18 protein-coding genes are annotated in these 17,009 nt (G+C 67.7%); 10 read left to right on the top strand and 8 right to left on the bottom strand.

The features are described from left to right. The first annotated feature begins 55 nt into the window (after window positions 1-55). Window positions 56-994 (top strand): MBL fold metallo-hydrolase, encoded by a 939-nt coding sequence (locus FDA38_RS02040; protein ID WP_233714470.1) that lies wholly within the window; start codon window positions 56-58, stop codon window positions 992-994. Here the strand turns inward: FDA38_RS02040 and FDA38_RS02035 are convergent. Continuing rightward, a complete protein-coding gene (locus FDA38_RS02035) occupies window positions 984-1,718 on the bottom strand; it encodes a GNAT family N-acetyltransferase (RefSeq protein ID WP_137252354.1) in 735 nt (244 codons plus the stop codon). The genes FDA38_RS02040 and FDA38_RS02035 overlap by 11 nt on opposite strands. Window positions 1,719-1,770: 52 nt before the next feature. Then, window positions 1,771-3,171, bottom strand: a complete 1,401-nt coding sequence (gene pdxR / locus FDA38_RS02030) for a MocR-like pyridoxine biosynthesis transcription factor PdxR (RefSeq protein WP_233714469.1) — start codon at window positions 3,169-3,171, stop codon at window positions 1,771-1,773. 83 nt (window positions 3,172-3,254) lie between these two features. Between pdxR and FDA38_RS02025 the strand changes: the two genes are divergently transcribed. The 3 genes from FDA38_RS02025 to FDA38_RS02015 are packed head-to-tail and all read left to right on the top strand — an operon-like array spanning window position 3,255 to window position 5,428. After that, a complete protein-coding gene (locus tag FDA38_RS02025; protein ID WP_233714468.1) occupies window positions 3,255-4,541 on the top strand; it encodes an FAD-binding oxidoreductase in 1,287 nt (428 codons plus the stop codon). A 16-nt stretch (window positions 4,542-4,557) separates the two neighbouring features. Beyond that, entirely contained in the window at window positions 4,558-4,917 is a 360-nt protein-coding gene (locus tag FDA38_RS02020; protein ID WP_202877524.1) for a DUF1622 domain-containing protein, read from the top strand. Between the two features lie 7 nt (window positions 4,918-4,924). Then, window positions 4,925-5,428, top strand: coding sequence for a tetratricopeptide repeat protein (locus FDA38_RS02015; protein WP_233714467.1), 504 nt, complete (start codon window positions 4,925-4,927; stop codon window positions 5,426-5,428). Here the strand turns inward: FDA38_RS02015 and FDA38_RS02010 are convergent. From FDA38_RS02010 to FDA38_RS01990, 5 genes are all read right to left on the bottom strand, one after another. After that, on the bottom strand, window positions 5,425-6,273 hold the full coding sequence (locus FDA38_RS02010) for an SAM-dependent methyltransferase (protein WP_137252351.1): 849 nt from the start codon (window positions 6,271-6,273) through the stop codon (window positions 5,425-5,427). The two genes, FDA38_RS02015 and FDA38_RS02010, sit on opposite strands and share 4 nt — an antisense overlap. Before the next feature lie 102 nt (window positions 6,274-6,375). Beyond that, complete coding sequence (locus FDA38_RS02005; protein WP_137252350.1) at window positions 6,376-6,813, bottom strand: rhodanese-like domain-containing protein; 438 nt, start codon at window positions 6,811-6,813, stop codon at window positions 6,376-6,378. A 65-nt stretch (window positions 6,814-6,878) separates the two neighbouring features. Continuing rightward, a complete protein-coding gene (nhaA, locus tag FDA38_RS02000) occupies window positions 6,879-8,765 on the bottom strand; it encodes a Na+/H+ antiporter NhaA (protein WP_202877523.1) in 1,887 nt (628 codons plus the stop codon). A gap of 695 nt (window positions 8,766-9,460) precedes the next feature. After that, on the bottom strand, window positions 9,461-9,721 hold the full coding sequence (locus FDA38_RS01995; RefSeq protein WP_137252349.1) for a Txe/YoeB family addiction module toxin: 261 nt from the start codon (window positions 9,719-9,721) through the stop codon (window positions 9,461-9,463). After that, entirely contained in the window at window positions 9,718-9,960 is a 243-nt protein-coding gene (locus FDA38_RS01990; RefSeq protein WP_137252348.1) for a type II toxin-antitoxin system Phd/YefM family antitoxin, read from the bottom strand. Before FDA38_RS01990 ends, FDA38_RS01995 begins: the two co-directional genes overlap by 4 nt. Before the next feature lie 913 nt (window positions 9,961-10,873). On the opposite strand from FDA38_RS01990, the gene FDA38_RS01985 reads away from it, so the two are divergent. The 3 genes from FDA38_RS01985 (at window position 10,874) to FDA38_RS01975 (ending at window position 13,659) form a co-directional block, all read left to right on the top strand. Then, complete coding sequence (locus FDA38_RS01985; RefSeq protein ID WP_137252347.1) at window positions 10,874-11,572, top strand: GAF and ANTAR domain-containing protein; 699 nt, start codon at window positions 10,874-10,876, stop codon at window positions 11,570-11,572. A gap of 251 nt (window positions 11,573-11,823) precedes the next feature. Then, window positions 11,824-12,972: an ROK family transcriptional regulator gene (locus FDA38_RS01980; protein WP_137252346.1), complete on the top strand. Its 1,149-nt coding sequence runs from the start codon at window positions 11,824-11,826 to the stop codon at window positions 12,970-12,972. A gap of 36 nt (window positions 12,973-13,008) precedes the next feature. Then, the gene (locus FDA38_RS01975) at window positions 13,009-13,659 is read left to right on the top strand and encodes a GNAT family N-acetyltransferase (RefSeq protein ID WP_137252345.1); all 651 of its coding nucleotides are present in this window, start codon (window positions 13,009-13,011) and stop codon (window positions 13,657-13,659) included. On the opposite strand, the gene FDA38_RS01970 is transcribed toward FDA38_RS01975, so the two are convergent. Further along, a complete protein-coding gene (locus FDA38_RS01970) occupies window positions 13,603-14,139 on the bottom strand; it encodes a CGNR zinc finger domain-containing protein (protein ID WP_170989557.1) in 537 nt (178 codons plus the stop codon). The genes FDA38_RS01975 and FDA38_RS01970 overlap by 57 nt on opposite strands. Window positions 14,140-14,277: 138 nt before the next feature. Between FDA38_RS01970 and alr the strand changes: the two genes are divergently transcribed. From alr to FDA38_RS01955, 3 genes are read left to right on the top strand one after another with little or no spacing between them, the layout of a single operon-like run. After that, the gene (gene alr / locus FDA38_RS01965; RefSeq protein WP_137252343.1) at window positions 14,278-15,414 is read left to right on the top strand and encodes an alanine racemase; all 1,137 of its coding nucleotides are present in this window, start codon (window positions 14,278-14,280) and stop codon (window positions 15,412-15,414) included. Further along, window positions 15,411-16,376 (top strand): D-alanine--D-alanine ligase family protein, encoded by a 966-nt coding sequence (locus tag FDA38_RS01960; protein ID WP_137252342.1) that lies wholly within the window; start codon window positions 15,411-15,413, stop codon window positions 16,374-16,376. The genes alr and FDA38_RS01960 overlap by 4 nt, the downstream gene beginning before the upstream one ends. Then, a complete protein-coding gene (locus FDA38_RS01955) occupies window positions 16,373-17,002 on the top strand; it encodes a M15 family metallopeptidase (RefSeq protein WP_137252341.1) in 630 nt (209 codons plus the stop codon). The genes FDA38_RS01960 and FDA38_RS01955 overlap by 4 nt, the downstream gene beginning before the upstream one ends. Window positions 17,003-17,009: the final 7 nt, after the last annotated feature.

Here is a 17,009-nt window from a genome sequence, read left to right as displayed (position 1 = left end):
CAGCTCGTGTCAGCCCGGCCTTGACTGAAGCCCCAGCACGACGAGAGGAGACAGCGTGAAGGTGAGTCGGAGAGGCATGTTGACGGGCGCGGCCGCGGTCGGAGCGGCGGCGGTCGGGGCGGCCGGCGTGGTCGGGCTCGAAGGCCGGAGCGAAGCGGTGACGACCCCGGCGGCGCAGCCGAAACGCGAACCGGTCGAGCTGACCTGGTTCGGGACGCACGCGTGGCAGCTCAAATGCGGCAAGAGCGTCGTACTGACGGATCCGTGGCTGACCCGCTTCAAGACGGGGACGTTCACGCCGGAGGGTGCGGATCCGAAGACCAAGCTCGTGATCAAGCCCGAGGTGATCGACAAGCACCTGACCACGGCCGACGCGATCCTGGTTCATCACGCGCACTACGACCACATGGCCGACGTACCGTACGTCGCGAAGAAGACGCAGGCGACCGTGCTGTGCACCGAGACGCACGCCAATCTGCTCCGCGCGATGCGGACGCAGGACGACCTGCTCTCGCCGGTCCGCGGCGGTGAGTACCTGCCGTTCGACGGCTTCTCGATCGAGGTGTTCCCGTCGCTGCATTCCTGCAGCGGCAAGCGGCACACGTACGCCTACCCGGGCTACCGGTACGACGTACCGCCGCGTCCGCGCGTGATCGAGGACCTGGTCGAGGGCGGCACGCTCGCGTTCGTGATCACGATCGGCGGCCTGCGCATCCTCAGCCTGAGTACGGCGAACTTCGACCCGAACGCCCTGCGCGACCTGCAGGTCGACGTGGTCTTCGCGGCCCCCGGCGGCGAACCCGGCATCACCGACCGCCTGATGCAGACCATCAAGCCGGTGCGCAAGGTGATCGCGACGCACTGGGACGACTTCGACAAGCCACTCGACGATCCCGGCATCCCCTGGACCGATCTCGCCCCACTCCGCCAGTCGGTGGAGCGGACCGGCGCCGAGTTCGTCGTCGTCGATCACCTGCAGAAGGTCACGCTTTGACGCGGTAGTGGTACCGCGAGACCGTGCGGAAGCCGAGGTTGTCGTAAAGGGTGCGGGCGGGCGTGTTGTCCTCGAGCACGCTCAGCCAGACCCACTTGGCCGTTGCCGCCTGCAACAAACCGCGGATGACTGCGGACGCGAGCCCTTGACGCCGGAAGCGTTCGTCGACGGCCAGGCAGTACAGACCTGCGGTGTCGTCGACGAGCGCGAGCCGGCCGATCGCCTTCACCTGTTGACCATCGGGGATGCTCGCGTAGAGAGCCTTGCCCCGGGCAAGGATCTGCTCGGCAGTGTCGCGGTTCGCCGCGCCGCCGCGACCGTCGACGCCCCACCAGCAGTCCATCCAGGCGGCGGACGGGGCCGTGGAAATATTCACCTCGTCCGCCGCCACGGGCAGCTTGGCGAGTACGTCGGGGAGCGCCGCGCACTGCACCAGCGTGGGGTTGCGAACCGTGTACCCGCGGGCTTCGAGGTGGACGTCCAGGTCGCTCGGCTGCACCGCCGGACTGATCTGGAACGACGGCGTGATGTCATGCGCGAGATACAGACTTTCGACGTAATCCAAGGCTTTCTGGACGTCGAAAGGTGCGTTGGCGGGCAGCACCGAGTTGGCTCGCAGGGTGACACCTGCGTTGCGGCGGACCAGCCAGCCGTCGAGTTCGGTGCTGTCCGCGGCGGGCCACGCCTGGTTCATCAAGGAGTCGATGCGAGCTGCGGCGATCACTCCACCAAGAGTAGAACCGCTCGGATCGAATTGCAATGAAATGGATAATTATTCATCGATCGCGGATCGTCGCGACCGCGTCCGCGAGCAGTTCGATGCCCTCGACAACTTCTTTCTGGGTGAGTGATCCGTACCCGAAGACCAGCCCGGCCGGCCCTGATCCGGCCACCCAGTACTGCGCCAGCCCGTACACGCCGAGCCCGCGTTCCAACGCCGCCGTACGCACCGCGTCCTCGGTGAGATCCGGCGGCAGGAACGTCATCACATGCAGCCCGGCCGACACTCCGACCGGCTCGAGCTCCGGGATCCGCTGGGAAAGCTCCTCCACCAACGTGTCCCGCAGTAGCCGGTACCGCGGCCGCATCCGCCGCAGATGCCGGTCGAACTCACCCCGCGCCACGAAGTCCGCGAACGCCAGCTGATCGAAGACCGGCGACCCGCGATCGTCCATCAGCTTCGCCCGCGCCATCGGCTCGACCAGCCAGGCCGGCAGGATCAGCCACCCCAGCCGCAGCCCGGGCGCAAGTGTCTTGCTCGCTGTCCCGGCGTACGCGACGCGCTCGGGTGCGAGCCCCTGCATCGCACCGATCGGCTCGCGGTCGTAGCGGTACTCCGCGTCGTAGTCGTCCTCGATCACCAGCCCGTCGCGCCGCTCGGCCCACGCGACCAGCGCCGCCCGCGTCTCCGCCGAGGTGACCGCGCCGGTCGGGAACTGATGGGCTGCCGTCACGAGCACCACGTCCGCCCCGGACCGCTCGAGCACGTCGACATCGACGCCCGATTCGAGCACCGGTACGCCGACCGCCTCGAGCCCGGCGGCCGAGGCGACCTCGCGAAGCTCGTTGTCGGACGGATCCTCGACGGCCAGCCGCTTGTACCCCTGCGCGGCCAGCACCTGCAGCAGCAGCCGCGAGCCCTGGGCAAACCCGTTGCAGATCAGCATGTTCTCGGGGCGGGCCGCCGTACCGCGGACTCGGTTGAGGTAGTCGGCGAGCGACGTACGCAGCTCGATGGTGCCGCGACCGTCGATGTAGGCGAGGCTGCGGTACGGCGTCTCGTTCAGCACGCGCCGTATCGACCGGAGCCACGCGGCGCGGGGGAACTGGGAGACGTCCGGCCGGCTGTAGCGGAAGTCGATCCGCGGCGGGCCGCTCGCGGATCGGAGCGCGGCCGTCGGTTCGACCACGGCAATGTCCGCGACCTGCGTGTACCCGCCGCCCCGGCTGACGAGATAGCCCTCTGCGACCAGTTGCTGGTACGCCTCGACGACCACGCCACGGGACAGTCCCAGATCCTGTGCGAGCGCGCGCGTGGACGGCATCACCGTGTCGGGCCGCAGCAGACCGGCCCGGATCCGCGTCCGGATCCCGCTCTCCAACTGCTGATGCAGCGGTACGCCGCTGTCCCGCTGCAGCTCGACCAGGAGCTCACCGGAACCGGAACTGGTCCTCATTCGGCTCACACAACTGGACCTTATCGGAGTACCGCTTCGCTGTCAGGGTTGTGCACAGACCAAATGACAAGGAGATGAGAGCGATGACCACGATGCTGCACACCGGCGACGCCGGCTACGACGAGGCCCGGACCGTCTGGAACGCGATGATCGACCGCCGTCCGGCCGCGATCGCCCGGTGCTCGAGCACCGCGGACGTCGTCGAGGCGGTGCGGTTCGGCCAGGCGGCCGGCCTGGAGATCGCGGTCCGCTGCGGCGGGCACAACATCGCGGGTCTCGCCGTACCCGATGGTGGGCTGATGATCGACCTGACGCCGATGAACTCGGTAGAGGTGGATCCTTCGCTGAAGCGGGCCTGGGTACAGGGCGGCGCGCTGCTGGGCGAGTTGGACAAGGCTGCACAGGAGTACGGGCTGGCGACGACCGCGGGGAACGTTTCCCACACGGGAGTCGGTGGGCTGACGCTCGGCGGCGGGATGGGTTGGCTGGCCCGGCGGTTCGGGCTGGCCTGCGACAACGTGGTGTCGTACGAGGTCGTGACTGCCGACGGATCTGTCGTCCGGGCGAGTGCGGACGAGAACCCCGAGCTGTTCTGGGGCCTGCGCGGCGGTGGCGGGAACTTCGGGATCGTGACGCAGTTCGAGTTCCAGTTGCACGAGGTCGGTACGCGGGCGCTGATCGTCGAGCTGACCTACCCGGCGTCGGCCGGCTTCCACGTACTGCGCGGCTGGCGTGAGCTGAACGCCGAGGCCCCGCGGGAGGCAACGTTCACCGCGAACATCACGCCGAGCACGGTGACAGTCGGGTATGTGTGGGTCGGCGAGGGCGGGTACGGCCTGCTGCCGGCGTTCCGCGCGCTCGGTCCGGTCGTCGATGAGGTGGTCGAGGAGACGACGTACCTGAAACTGCAGACGCGTGACGACAACGTGCAGGGTCACCGGTACCGGCGCTACTGGAAAGGGCACTACTTCAAGTCCCTGCCCGACGACGCCATCCGGGCACTGCTGCGTACGCCGGGTCCGTCCGCGAGCCTGCAGGCGTACGGCGGCGCGATCGCCGACGTACCGGATGGGGATGCGGCGTTCAGCCACCGGGACACGCTGTTCGAGTTCGTCACCGCGACCCGCTGGGAGGACGCGGACGAGGACCAGACCCGGATCGCTCAGCTGCGCGGGTACGCCGCGACGCTGGCGCCGTACGCGAGCGGGGCGTACGTGAACACGCTGAACGGCGACCCGATCCAGCGCGCGTTCCCGCCGGCGAAGCTGGAGCGGCTGGTGGCGCTGAAGACGGCGTACGACCCGGCGAACGTCTTCCACCTCAACCAGAACATCTGCCCCGGCGAGGCGAGTGCGGAGAGCGCCGCCTGACTGGTACCCCTGGAGGGTGGACTTCCAGTCAGTCTTCGCGGATGTGGCCCGGGTGATCGAGGGCTCCGGCGTGGTCATCATGGCGGTCGGCCTCGCCGCCGTCCTGGTCCGCTACGCGTACGACGTGATCCGCAAAGGCGCCGGGAGTTACACCCAGCTGCGGGTGGACCTGGGCCGGGTGATCCTGCTCGGCCTGGAGATCCTGATCGTCGGCGACATCATCCGGACGATCATCGTCGAGACCTCCCTCGAAAGCGTGCTGGTGCTCGGCCTCATCGTGATCATCCGGGTGGTGCTGAGTTTCGCGCTCGAAGTGGAGATCTCCGGGTCGTGGCCGTGGCAGCAGCGACGTGGTGACCAGTCGGACGCGGCATGATGGAGATGTGACGACTGACCTGACTCCGGAGCTGGCTGCGACGATCGAGGAGGCGTTCGCCCGGCGGGACCGGTCGAACATGGGCCCGACGATCGCCTTCTTCGAGAAGCTGCTGAGCGAGCATCCGGACAACCCGCACGTGCTCTACGAGGTCGGCGGGTCGTACGACACCGCCGGCGAGGAGGAGAAGGCGGTCGGGTACTACGAGCGCGCGCTGCCGGGGCTGACCGGGGAGACGCGGCGCAAGTGCCTGCTGCAGTACGGCAGCACGCTGCGCAACCTCGAGCGCTTCGACGAGTCGCTGGCGGTGTTCAAACAGGCGTGCGCGGAGTACCCGGAATCGGACTCGCTGCGGGTCTTCAAGGCGCTGACGCTGCACGCCGCCGGCTACCAGGACAAGGCGCTGGCCACGCTGCTGCTGGTGATCGCCGACAAGGTCGACTCGGCCGAGATCAAGCGCTACGAGGCCGCGATCCGCGGGAACGCGGACTACCTGGCCAACCTGGGTTAGCTGGAGGCTTTCCGGCCGACTCCGCCGTAGATGGCATCGCGGATGTCTGCCTGGCGCTCCTCTTCGACGCGGCCGCCGGGGACGTGCCACTCGCCCAGCGGGACGACGCCCGGCTCGAGGATCTCCAGGTCGCCGAACAGCGACGTGATCTGCTCGACCGAGCGGAAGGCCAGCGTCGGGAAGGCGTCCTTGACCTTCTCCAGCAGCTCGGTCACCATCACGTCGACCGGCCCGCCGTCACCCGGATTGCAGGCGTGCGTGATCGCGAGGTACGAGCCCGGCGGCAGCGCGTCGACGTACTTGCGGGCGATCTCGAGGGTCTGCTCGTAGTCGTGGATGTGGTGCAGCATCAGCGCCATTACCAGCGCGACCGGCTCGCCGCCGGCCAGCAGAGCCGCGATCGACGGCTCCGCCAGCACCTCGTCGGGCTTGGTGAGGTCCGCGGCGGTGAACTGCGTCCGGTCGTTGTCAAGCAGCAACGCCCGCCCGTGGGCGACCACGGACGGGTCGTTGTCGACGTAGATCACCGAGGTGTCGGCGTTGACCTTCTGGGCGATCTGATGCGTGTTCTCGGCGGTCGGCAGGCCGGAGCCCGCGTCGATGAATCGCCGTACGCCGGCCTCCTCGGCCAGCCAGGTGATCACCTCGCGGAGCCAGGCCCGGTTCGCCCGGGCCCAGACGGGTGTCTCCGGCGCGATCTTCATGATCTGCCGGTACAGCGCGCGGTCGGACTCGTAGTTGTCCTTACCGCCGAGGGCGTAGTCGTAGACCCGCGCCACGCTGGGCCGCGTGGTGTCGATCCCGTGCGCGACCAGCCCACCGTCATTCATCGGCTGATCGGTCACACTGTCTCCTCGCGTCGGTCCACTACGAGGGTAACGTACGGAGAGTCAGCGTTTCACCACGGCGAGTTCAATCTGTGTAAAACCTCAACGTCCACAGGGCTTTCAGCACGCGCAGGCCACCCCACGCGGCGCGGTGAGCGGATCCGGCAGCCGGCGATCGATCCCGTCGGCGGTCTCCACCGGCAGCCCTTCACGGGTCCAGTACTCGAACCCGCCGATCATCTCCTTGACCGGATACCCGAGCTTCGCGAACTCCAGCGCAGCACGGGTCGCGCCATTGCATCCCGGCCCCCAGCAGTACGTCACAATGTTCACACCTTCAGGTACGACGGACGCCGCGCGAGCCGCGATCTCCCGCGTCGGCAGGTGGACCGCGCCGGGGACGTGGCCCTGGTCCCAGCTCTCCTGACTGCGGCTGTCGATCAGCACCCAGCCCGTCACCCCGCCGCCGATGTCCGAGGCGACATCCGACACGTCCGTCTCGTACGCCAGCCGCTCGGCGAAGTGTACAACGGCGGCCTGGTCGATCTGTTTGGTCATGCAGCCAGGGTCAGCTATCTCATGGCACGGCGAACAGTGGCAGAAATGTCGTAGTACATCAAGATTCAGCCATGACGCTGGGTGATCTTGGCCCGTGCCCGCGCGACCTTGATCGCCGCCTTCAACGACTCCACGTCGTACGCCCCGTAGTGCCGTTGACCGTTGACGAAGAACGTCGGCGTACCGGACACGCCGCTGGTGTCGGCGGACTCGACGTCCTGCGCGACCCGGGCCGCCGCCACGTGCCGCTTCACCTCGTCGTGCAGCTTGTCGGTGTCCAGGCCGAGCTGGCCGGCGTACCGGATCATGTCCGCGGGCTGCAGATTGTCCTGGTTCGCGAGCAGCAGGTCGTGCATCTCCCAGAACTTGCCCTGCTCGGCCGCGGCCTCGGACACCTCGGCCGCGATCTGCGCCCGCGGGTGCACGTCGCTCAGCGGCAGGTGGCGCCAGACGAAACGCAGGTCGACGTCCTGCAGTACGTCGCGGACGATCGGCTCGGCCATACCGCAGTACGGGCACTCGAAGTCGCCGTACTCGACCAGGGTCACCGACGCGTTCTCCGGGCCGCGGATGTGGTCACGCTCTGGATCGACCGGGTCGGTCAGGTCCTGCAACTGCTCCGCGTCGCCGAGCAGCGCGAACGCCTTCTTCGGCGGGGAGAGCAGCTTGGCCGCGCGGAACACGACCCAGGTGAGCGCGGACGCGACGATCACCGCCGACAACAGACCGACCTTCGCCTCGGCCAGCTGCGGGCCGTCGAACGCGATCGTTGCGATCAGCAAGGAGACGGTGAAACCGATCCCGGCGATCGTCCCGCTGCCGAGCACCGCTGCCCAGCCGACACCGGCCCGGATCCGGCCGCGGCTGAGACGCTCCAGCAACCACGACACCGACGTCACCGCGATCGGCTTGCCGATCACGTATCCGAGCAGGATGCCGAGCGTGATCGGCGAGGTAAACGCACGCCCGAGGAACGCCATGTCGATGGTCACGCCGGCGTTCGCGAGGCCGAAGAGCGGGACGATGAGGTAGCTGGTCCACGGGTGGTAGAGGTACTGCAGGCGCTCGTTCGGCGAGATCGTCGTGGTCAGGCCGACGGTCGCGGAGCGGGCCAGCTCGGGCGTCGGCTGCTCGCGGAACAGCCGGAACAGCCCGGTCGCTTCCTCGAGCTCTTCCCGCCCGGGCGAGTACGCCGGCGCGGTCAAACCGATCGCCAGTCCGGCAACGACCGGATCCACACCGGATTTGAGGAGCGCGGCCCACATGGCGACACCGAGGACGGCGTACACCCAGGCTTTGCGGACTCTGAATATCGCGAGCACGAGGACGATCGCGAACGCGATGATCGCCAGCACGAGCGGCATCAGCTGGATGTCCTCGCTGTAGACGACCGCGATGACAACTAGCGCGAGCAGGTCGTCGACCACGAACACCGTCAACAGGAACACCCGCACCCGATCCGGTACGCCGCGCCCGACGAGCGCAAGCAGACCGAGCGCGAGCGCGGTGTCGGTCGACATCGCGACGCCCCAGCCGTGCGATCCCGGTCCGCCGGCGTTGAACGCTAGGTAGATCAGCACCGGGGCGACCATTCCGGCGATGCCCGCCAGCATCGGCAGGATGAATCGGGTGCGATCCCGGAGATCCCCGAGGTCGAACTCGCGGCGCGCCTCCAGCCCGACCACGAGGAAGAACAGCGTCATCAGGCCGCTGTTGATCCACTCCCTGAGATCCAGGCTGAGTACGCCGTCCCCGAGCCCGACGGAGAGGTGGGTGCGCCAGAGGTCCTCGTACATGCCCGGAAAGAGGTTCGCCCACAGGAGGGCGAGGACGATCGCCGCTGCGAGTACCCCCGAACTCCCCGCCTCGGTCCGCAGAAACGACCGCATCGGCGCGGCAACCTCCCGCCGCCAACTGGTCCGCCCACTGAACAGACCACTCAAGTCCGCCACACGGGAAACTGTAACCACGCAGACCAGCAATTTCGTCAAACAACTAGGAACAGCCCATCGCGGGGCTACGCGCGGCTCCTTCGTCGCCGTGCTACGCGCCGCACCCACCCACCCCCGGGCTCATCGCCCGGAGCATCCTTCCGGCTATCGCCGGACTTGCGGGCTACCGCCCGCACCCGTGCGCGCTACCGCGCGACCGACCGCCCCGTGGTCGCGCTAGTTCGTGTGAGTCACGCTGACCCTGGGTGAGAGGCGACGCAGACCCGCGGTCGTCAACCAACGACTCGCGCGGATCCGAGCAGCGGGTCAGCCGCGGAGCCTGTCAGGAGCGAAAAGCGGCAGTGCGGCTCCATCTGAATCCCCCAGCGTCAGCGCCTTAACCTGGTACTCCTCCATGACCCGGCCGGGCCGGAGGTCGAGATTCTGCTTTCACCAGCAGACGGGCTGCTCCTGCAGCAGTCCAGGACTTCTTGGCCACACGGGCTCCCTTGGTGGACGACACGTAGAGCCATCCAGTGCGCCTGAGGCAGCCGACAATCGAGGCACGGAAACAGGGTGGCGCCCCGACAGGACCAGCTGTGTGACGCTCATGATGCACCCAGGAAATGGAAAGGGCCACGTAAGCCCCTGATGGTCCTAGAACGACCGGCAGCCCGGTTCTCGAGGAACCGGGCTGCTGGCACTGCGGGGTGGGTCTACTTCTCGTAGTGGTAGCGGGCTGCCAGTACCACCAGGTAGTCATCGTCGATCATGTAGACGAGTCGGTGCTCCTGGTCGATCCGCCGGGACCACGCCCCTTGAAGTACGTGCTTCAAGGGCTCCGGCTTCCCGATACCGCTGGTCGGGTCACGCAACGCGTCGTCGATCAGGCGGTTGATGCGCTTGACCTGGGCGCGGTCCTTGACCTGCCAGTATGTATAGTCCTCCCACCCTGTAGGAGTAAATGCGACCTTCACGACAGCGGGTGTTCCTCTCGGTTGCCCGCCTTGGCCTGATTCAAGCTCTCCAGCAGTCGCCGCGCGTTCGCGGGGGACCGCAGGAGGTAGGCCGTCTCCTCCAAGGCGGTGTAGTCGTCTAGCGACATCAGCACCGCATTGCCGGCCTTTGACGTGATCTCCACTGGGGTGTGGTCGTCGTTGACTTGCTCGATCAGCGGGAACAGGTCCCGCCGCGCTGCGGATGCGTTAATCGCCACTTGGCCCTCCATGTCATTCGCGTCATTTTTGTAAGTTTTGTCATTTTTGTAAGTCTGTTAAGTCTTGTTGTCTTTGTAAGTTTTGTTTGTTTTGCGAGTTTCTTTGTTTATGTTTTCGTGTGTGATTTCGCAGCTGTCAGTTGGCGGGATCCCCAGCGCCGGCACCGGATCTCCAGTTGTACCAAAAATGGTACCACTAGCTGGCGTGAGGTCCAACCTGATGGGGGGTGGAGTTCCGGCGGGCTCCAAGCGGCCAGAGTCAAGGGGGCCCGGACGCAACCGCGCCACCTGGCACGGGTTCGACGTCGCTGTATGAGCTAGGCGGCGGTTGTGCTTTCGCCTCGCAATCCTGAAGTCGTGTTGGCGCATGAACTCACGCATCGTCTCGCGCTCCCGGCCGGTATCGCTCATCGTGTGCTGAGTGTCGATCCCGGCTCCGCGCACCATGCGGGCGATAGGCCACAGGTCCAGCGACAGCCGAAAGGGATGGCCCGGGCGATGCGCCCGGGCCGGGTAGGGCGGCGCGTAGCCCCACGATGGGCCGACCGCATCCACCTCGCCGGGTACGAACCAGCCGCACCACGGGGCGGTCGATCGCGCGGTAGCGCGCACGGGTGTGGGCGGTAGCCCACAGGTCCGGCGATAGCCGGAAAGGGTGCTCCGGGCGATAAGCCCGGGGGTGGGCGGGTGCGGCGCGGAGCACGGCGACGAAGGAGCCGCGCGGAGCCCCGCGATGGGCTGGTCTTCACCCCAACCGCCCCCCCCGGTGCAGGCTTTCGTAGTACTGCGGGGGTGGCCAACGATCGGGGGTGGGTTGGGGCATGGTCTCGGTTCGGTGGACTGGCTAACGCTTCGGGGCATCTGGGCTGCATGATTACCGTGCCTTGTTGCACGACCATGCCCTGGAGCCCCTGTGACCGAGCCTGACCTCGCTACGTCGGCGGATACGTTTGCCCGGCTGGCGATCGAGTTGCATGATGCGGATGGTGTCGAGGAAACGATCGATGCTGTTGTGCAGTTCGCGCTGCAGGCGCTGAGCTGTACGTACGCCGGCGTGGCCCTCTACACCCGTGGTTCGCGAGCGGAGATCGCCGCTGTCACGGACCCTGTCGTTGCCGATGTCTACGAGCTGCAGATCACCACGGAGAACGGTCCGCTGGTTACCGCGCTCAACGATCGGACCCCGATCCTGATCCGGGATACGACGACCGACGAGCGCTGGCCCGAGTGGGCGGCGAGGGTTGCGGCGCTCGGGGTGCGCACGGTTCTCGACGTACCGCTTGCAACCGGTGACGCTACGCGACAGACCGTCGGTGTACTGGGGTTGTACAGCCCGATCCCGGATGCGTTCACCGAGGACGACGAGGCGATCGCGCATATTCTCGCGCGGCATGCGTCGGTCGCGGTGGCGTCGGCGCGGCACGAGGAGACGATGGCGCAGGCGGTCGACGCGCGGAAGCTGGTCGGCCAGGCGATGGGCATCCTGATGGAGCGCTTCGACGTGGACGACGATCGGGCGTTCGCGATCCTCAAGCGCTATTCGCAGGACACCAACACCAAGCTCCGCGACGTCGCCCAGCACCTGATCGACACCCGGAAGCTCCCGCACTGATCAGCAGCAACGGATTCTGACACCGTTGTCGAGGCAACACTCGACGGAATCCGTTGCATACTGCGATGAGAGTTGGGTACTGCGCCTCCACGGTGTTCACTCGATTCGAGGGGTTGTGGACATCTGTCTGTCATTGGGTGAGCTTGACGCCGGGATTTGTGCGGCCAGAACCGCGGACCGGGTCACGTCCCGGCGTCCTCACCCCTCGCGCCACCAACTCGCGCGGCTGATCCTCCGGCTACCCTGACGCAGTGGGTGCCTGGCAGCCGTTGGTCGGCCCGTCACGGCAGGTGGCGTTGGAGATCCTGCTGGACGGGCCGTTGTCGCGCGCCGAGCTGTCCCGCCGCGTCGGCCTGTCCCCCGGCAGCCTGACCCGCCTGACGAAGCCGATGGTCGAGTCGGGCCTGCTCGTCGAGGTCGAGGGCGGCCCGACCGACGCCAGGGTCGGACGCCCGTCGCAACCGCTCGACCTGGACGCCAACGCACACCACTTCGTCGGCATCAAGCTCACCGGCGACTCGGCGATCGGCGTGCTGACGACTCTGCGGGCGGACGTGATCGCCAGCGTCGAACACCCGCTCACCGACCCGACCCCCTCCGTGGTGGCCGACCTCGTCCTCGAGATCCTCGACGAATTGGCAGTCCAGGTACCGGGCAGTACGGCGATCACCGGGCTCGGCGTCTCGCTCGGCGGGCGCGTGGCGGCGGACGGATCCGAGGTCCGCTGGAGCCCGTACCTGAACTGGGTCGACGTACCCTTCGGCGAGATCCTCGCCGCGCAGACCAGCGTCCCGGTCGTGCTCGCGAACGACCTGACCTCGCTGACCGAGGCCACCCACTGGTTCGGCGCGGGCCGCAACTCCGACCGATTCGTACTGATCACGATCGGCGCCGGCGTCGGGTACGGGCTCGTCATCCACAACCAGGTCGTCGACAGCCCCGACGTGACCATCGGCCTGATCGGCCACCACCCGCTCCTGCCCGACGGCCCGACCTGCGAACGCGGTCACCACGGCTGCGCGCTGAGTCTCCTGACCGTCGGCGCCATCACCGATCAGGTCGGTACGGCGATCGGCCGGCCGGTCGGGTACGACGAGGCGCTCGATCTCGCCGCCAAGGGTGATCCCGCGGCGCGCGAGATCATCAGTCGGGCCGGTCGCGCCCTCGGCAAGCTGATCGCGGCGGCGGCGAACTTCACCATGCCCGAACTCGTCGTCCTCGGCGGCGAGGGCGTCCGCCTGGCCGAGGTCGCGCACGACGACCTGCTCGCCGCGCTGCATGCGGACCGGCATCCGTCCGCCGCGGAACTGCCGATGGTCCTCCAGCCGGCCGACTTCAGCGAGTGGGCTCGCGGTGCCGCGGTCGTCGCGATCCAGACCTTCGTTCTCGGAACAACGTAACTGACTAATCCACGATAAACAGTTACACTTGCGATCATGGACATCGTGAGGCGATGGTTGGAGGGCTGGCGGCTGTGCCGCGGGCTGGAGCCGGTGATCGAGTACGACGACGCCTATGCCGCCGTACTGCGCCTGCCCGGACGGGAGCGGGAGTTGTTCGCGCGCAGCGACGCCCCGGGGATCGTGGACAGGCTTGCCGCTGGGCTGGCCGCGGATACCTGGCTGACTGTTACCACCCAAACCGGTGACGAGATTGCGCGTCGACTCACCGAGGCCGGCGCGCAGCCGTTCGAGGAGCAGAAGACGCTGATGTCGATCAACCTGCGGGAGCATCCGCTGGCGACCGCGGAGCTCGAGTCGGACGGACCGCTCAACTACGCGCGAGTGATGATCGACGGCACGGTTGCGGCGCATGGCATGGTCGCGATCGTCGGGGACGACGCCGTGATGCACGACATCCAGACCGACCCGGCGTACCGGCGACGCGGGCTCGGCAGCATCGTCATGGGCGCGCTGAGCCGGTGCGCGATCGAGCGCGGTGCGAGCACGGGTTTGCTGATGGCGACCACCGACGGGCTCCACCTGTACCGGAAGCTCGGCTGGTTGCCCGAGGCAACCATGGTGACGGCGTCAGGAGATGCGCGCGCGGTGAGCGGCGACCTTGGTGCGGTTCTGACAGGCCGTTGAGCAGAACCGCTGCGTGCGGTTGCGGGTCGAGTCGAGGAACACGTCTTCACAACGGGTCGCCTCGCAGCGGCGCAGACGCTCGACCTCGTCGCTGCCGAGGAGCATCGCGACGGCGGTAGCGAGTTCGGCCAGCCAGCCAGCGGCTTCGTCCGGGCTGCCGAAGTGCAGGTGCCAGGGCGCGCCGTCGCGGCGGACGAGTTGCGGCGCTGCCTTGGTCTCCCGCAGCAGCCCGTTCACCAGGTCGACAGCACCGTCGACATCGGGCAGGCGGCGCAGGGCGTCGTACAGGATCTTGGCGCCCGACTCATACGAGGCGACGTCGATCTCGGGGACGCGGTTGGTCGTCAGGCGGAGCGCGGCGCGGACAGCCTCGGCGTCGGGTGTCGCCGCCGGGCGGCCCTGGCGCGGGTCGGCTCCGAAGGTGTTCGCCAGCGCGATCGCCGCGGACAGCGACGCCTTCAGGTGATCGGTGGCTTCCACCTGACCAGTATCCCTGGTGACCGTCGGTAGTTCATTCATGTGGATGAGGTGGGTCATACCAGGGTCGTAGGCAGCGGTCGCACACATCCGTCCGCGATCCGATGAAGCGGATCGTTGCCGGAAACAACAATGACTCGCATGTACCTGGTTCAGTCCCGCCACCGCCCGGCGACACGTGGGATCACCGGATTGTCCGAAGCCGTCGTCGACCTGTCCGCCATCCGCGACAACGTCCGGGCCTTCCGGCAGCGCGTACCGCAGGGCGTCCTGGCCGTGGTCAAGGCCGACGCCTTCGGGCACGGCGCCGTACCGGTGGCCCGAGCGGCGGTCGAGGCCGGGGCGACCTGGCTCGGCGTCGCGCGCGCCGACGAGGCGTTGCAGCTGCGCGCGGCCGGGCTGACCGTACCGATCCTGACCTGGCTGTACGACGCCGCCGAGCTGATGCTGCTCGGCGATATGGACGTGGACGTCAGCGTCTCGACCGTCGCCGAGCTGCAGCGGGTCGCGTCCATCCCATCCGTCCACTACGTGCACCTCAAGCTGGACACCGGTCTGCACCGGGCCGGCAGTGCACCTGACCAGTGGATCGAACTCACCCGAACGGCGGCGCACTACGAGGCGCTCGGCGCCGTCACGGTCCGCGGGATCTGGTCGCATCTCTCGCACGGCGACTCCGCCGACGCCGTGCAGAGCACGCGGCAGTTGCAACTCCTGCGGACAGGGGTGGGTCTCGCTCGCCGCGCCGGGCTGCGGCCCAGCGTCGTACACCTGGCCAACTCGGCCGGTGCGATCACGCTGGACGCGCCGGACTGCAACTTGGTTCGGATCGGCGCCGGTCTGTACGGGATCGACGAGGTGGGACTCGGGCTGCGGCCTGTGATGCGGCTGGTGAGCAAGCTGGCCCAGGTACGCCGGATCCGCGCGGGCGAAGGGGTTTCGTACGGGCATGACTTCGTGGCGGATCGGGACACGACGATCGGGCTGGTCCCGATCGGGTACGCCGACGGGATCCCGCGGGTCGCCGTACGGCAGGCGAGCGTGTTGTGCCACGGCGTACGGATGCCGGTGATCGGGCGGATCGCGATGGACCAGTTCGTCGTGGATGCCGGTGAGGTCGCGGTCGAACCGGGCGAGCCGGTGACGATCTTCGGCGACGGATCGGCCGGTGAGCCGACCGCGTCCGATTGGGCCGACTGGGCGGGCACGATCCCGCACGAGATCTACTGCGGCATCGGATCGCGGGTGCCTCGGCGTTACGAGGTGGGCAACCGATGAAGGTCGCGGTGGTGATGGGTGGGGCGAGCCCGGAGCATCAGGTTTCGCTTGCCAGCGGCAAGGGGATCCTGAAGGCGGTCGAGCTCCTCGGCCATATGGCGATCCCTCTCGTGATCGATGCTGAGGGCAACTGGATCGACGGGCAGCACGAGGCGATCGAGATCCTGCAGGCGTGCGACGTCACCGTCCCGGCGCTACACGGTGAAGGCGGCGAGGATGGTCGGCTGCAGGGATTCCTCGAACAGCTTCAGGTTCCGTACGTCGGTAGCGGGATCGCGGCCAGCGCTGTCGGTCTGGACAAACACCTGACCAAGGCAGTTCTCAGAGCGCACGGCATCCCCGTCACGCCGGGTGTGACGCTTCGCGGGGCCGAGCTGACCGACACGGAGGCAGGTCTTCAGAAGCTGAAGGCGGCCGGGCTGGACTTCCCGCTGTTCGTGAAGCCGGGCAACGGCGGCTCGAGCTTTGGGGTGTCCAGGGCAACGAATCTCCCGACGCTGCTGGCGGCGATCGCGGACGCCGCCGTACTCGATCCGCATGTGCTGGTCGAGCGGGAGATGGTCGGGCGCGAGATCGACCTGGCGGTGCTGGAGTTCCCGGACGGGCGGATCGAGACGGCGCCCGCGTTGGAGATCCATGCCGATCCTGCGCAGCCGTTCTTCGATGCGACCGCGAAGTACGACAGCGCCGCCACGCGGTTCGTCGTACCGGCTCCGCTTGAGCCCGAGCTGGCGGAGCGGTTGCGGCGTACGGCGATCGATGTCTTCGAGGTCCTTGGGTGTGCGGGGCTTGCCCGGGTGGACTTCTTCGTACCGAACGACGGTGAGCCAGTGGTCAACGAGATCAACACGTTCCCCGGGTTCACGCCGGCGTCCCAGTTCCCGCGGATGTGGGCCGCGGCCGGGCTGTCGTACGCCGAGGTTGTCGACACACTGATCCGTACGGCGGTGGCACGCGGATGACCGTACTCCTCAGCGACGACCGGATCACGAGCATCCCCGCGATCGAGAGTGGCGAGCCACTGGTCGACCTGTTCACCCGCGACATAGCGACGACCGGCCGCCAATTCACTCGCGAGACCGTGGCCGACCGACTCGCCCTGGCCGACACGTTCCTCCCGGCGGGGATCCGGTTGCACGTAGTCGAAGGCCTGCGCCCGATCGAGAGCCAGCAGCAGATCTACGACGACTACCGCGCCGAGCTCCAGCGCCTACGTCCCGGCATCTCCGACCACGACGTACACGTCCTGGCCAGCCGCTTCGTCTCCCCGATCGAGGTCGCACCCCACGTTGCCGGCGCCGCGGTCGACCTAACCCTGGTAGGCGCCCACGGTCCGCTAGACCTTGGCACCCCCATCGACGCCACCCCCGAACAAAGCAACGGCGCCTGCTTCTTCACCGCAACCAACATCACCCGCGAGGCCCGCACCAACCGCGCCCTCCTCTTCGACGTCCTGACCTCCGCCGGCTTGATCAACTACCCCACCGAGTGGTGGCACTGGTCCTACGGCGACCGCTACTGGGCATACGTCGAGGACCGACCCGCAGCGGTGTACGGACCAGCGGCGGTGATAGCCGGTAGCTATTAGGTCATAG

Origin of the sequence: Kribbella jiaozuonensis (assembly GCF_005233875.1) — a bacterium.
GTDB classification, from domain to species: Bacteria; Actinomycetota; Actinomycetes; order Propionibacteriales; family Kribbellaceae; genus Kribbella; species Kribbella jiaozuonensis.
This window is presented reverse-complemented; position numbering and strand designations above follow the sequence as displayed.

Coding starts and splice junctions, on each gene's coding strand:
- pdxR (WP_233714469.1), bottom strand. CDS start 3,171: ATGAGGACCAGTTCCGGTTCCGGTGAGCTCCTGGTCGAGCTGCAGCGG.
- FDA38_RS02025 (WP_233714468.1), top strand. CDS start 3,255: ATGACCACGATGCTGCACACCGGCGACGCCGGCTACGACGAGGCCCGG.
- FDA38_RS02005 (WP_137252350.1), bottom strand. CDS start 6,813: ATGACCAAACAGATCGACCAGGCCGCCGTTGTACACTTCGCCGAGCGG.
- FDA38_RS01975 (WP_137252345.1), top strand. CDS start 13,009: ATGGACATCGTGAGGCGATGGTTGGAGGGCTGGCGGCTGTGCCGCGGG.
- alr (WP_137252343.1), top strand. CDS start 14,278: ATGTACCTGGTTCAGTCCCGCCACCGCCCGGCGACACGTGGGATCACC.
- FDA38_RS01960 (WP_137252342.1), top strand. CDS start 15,411: ATGAAGGTCGCGGTGGTGATGGGTGGGGCGAGCCCGGAGCATCAGGTT.
- FDA38_RS01955 (WP_137252341.1), top strand. CDS start 16,373: ATGACCGTACTCCTCAGCGACGACCGGATCACGAGCATCCCCGCGATC.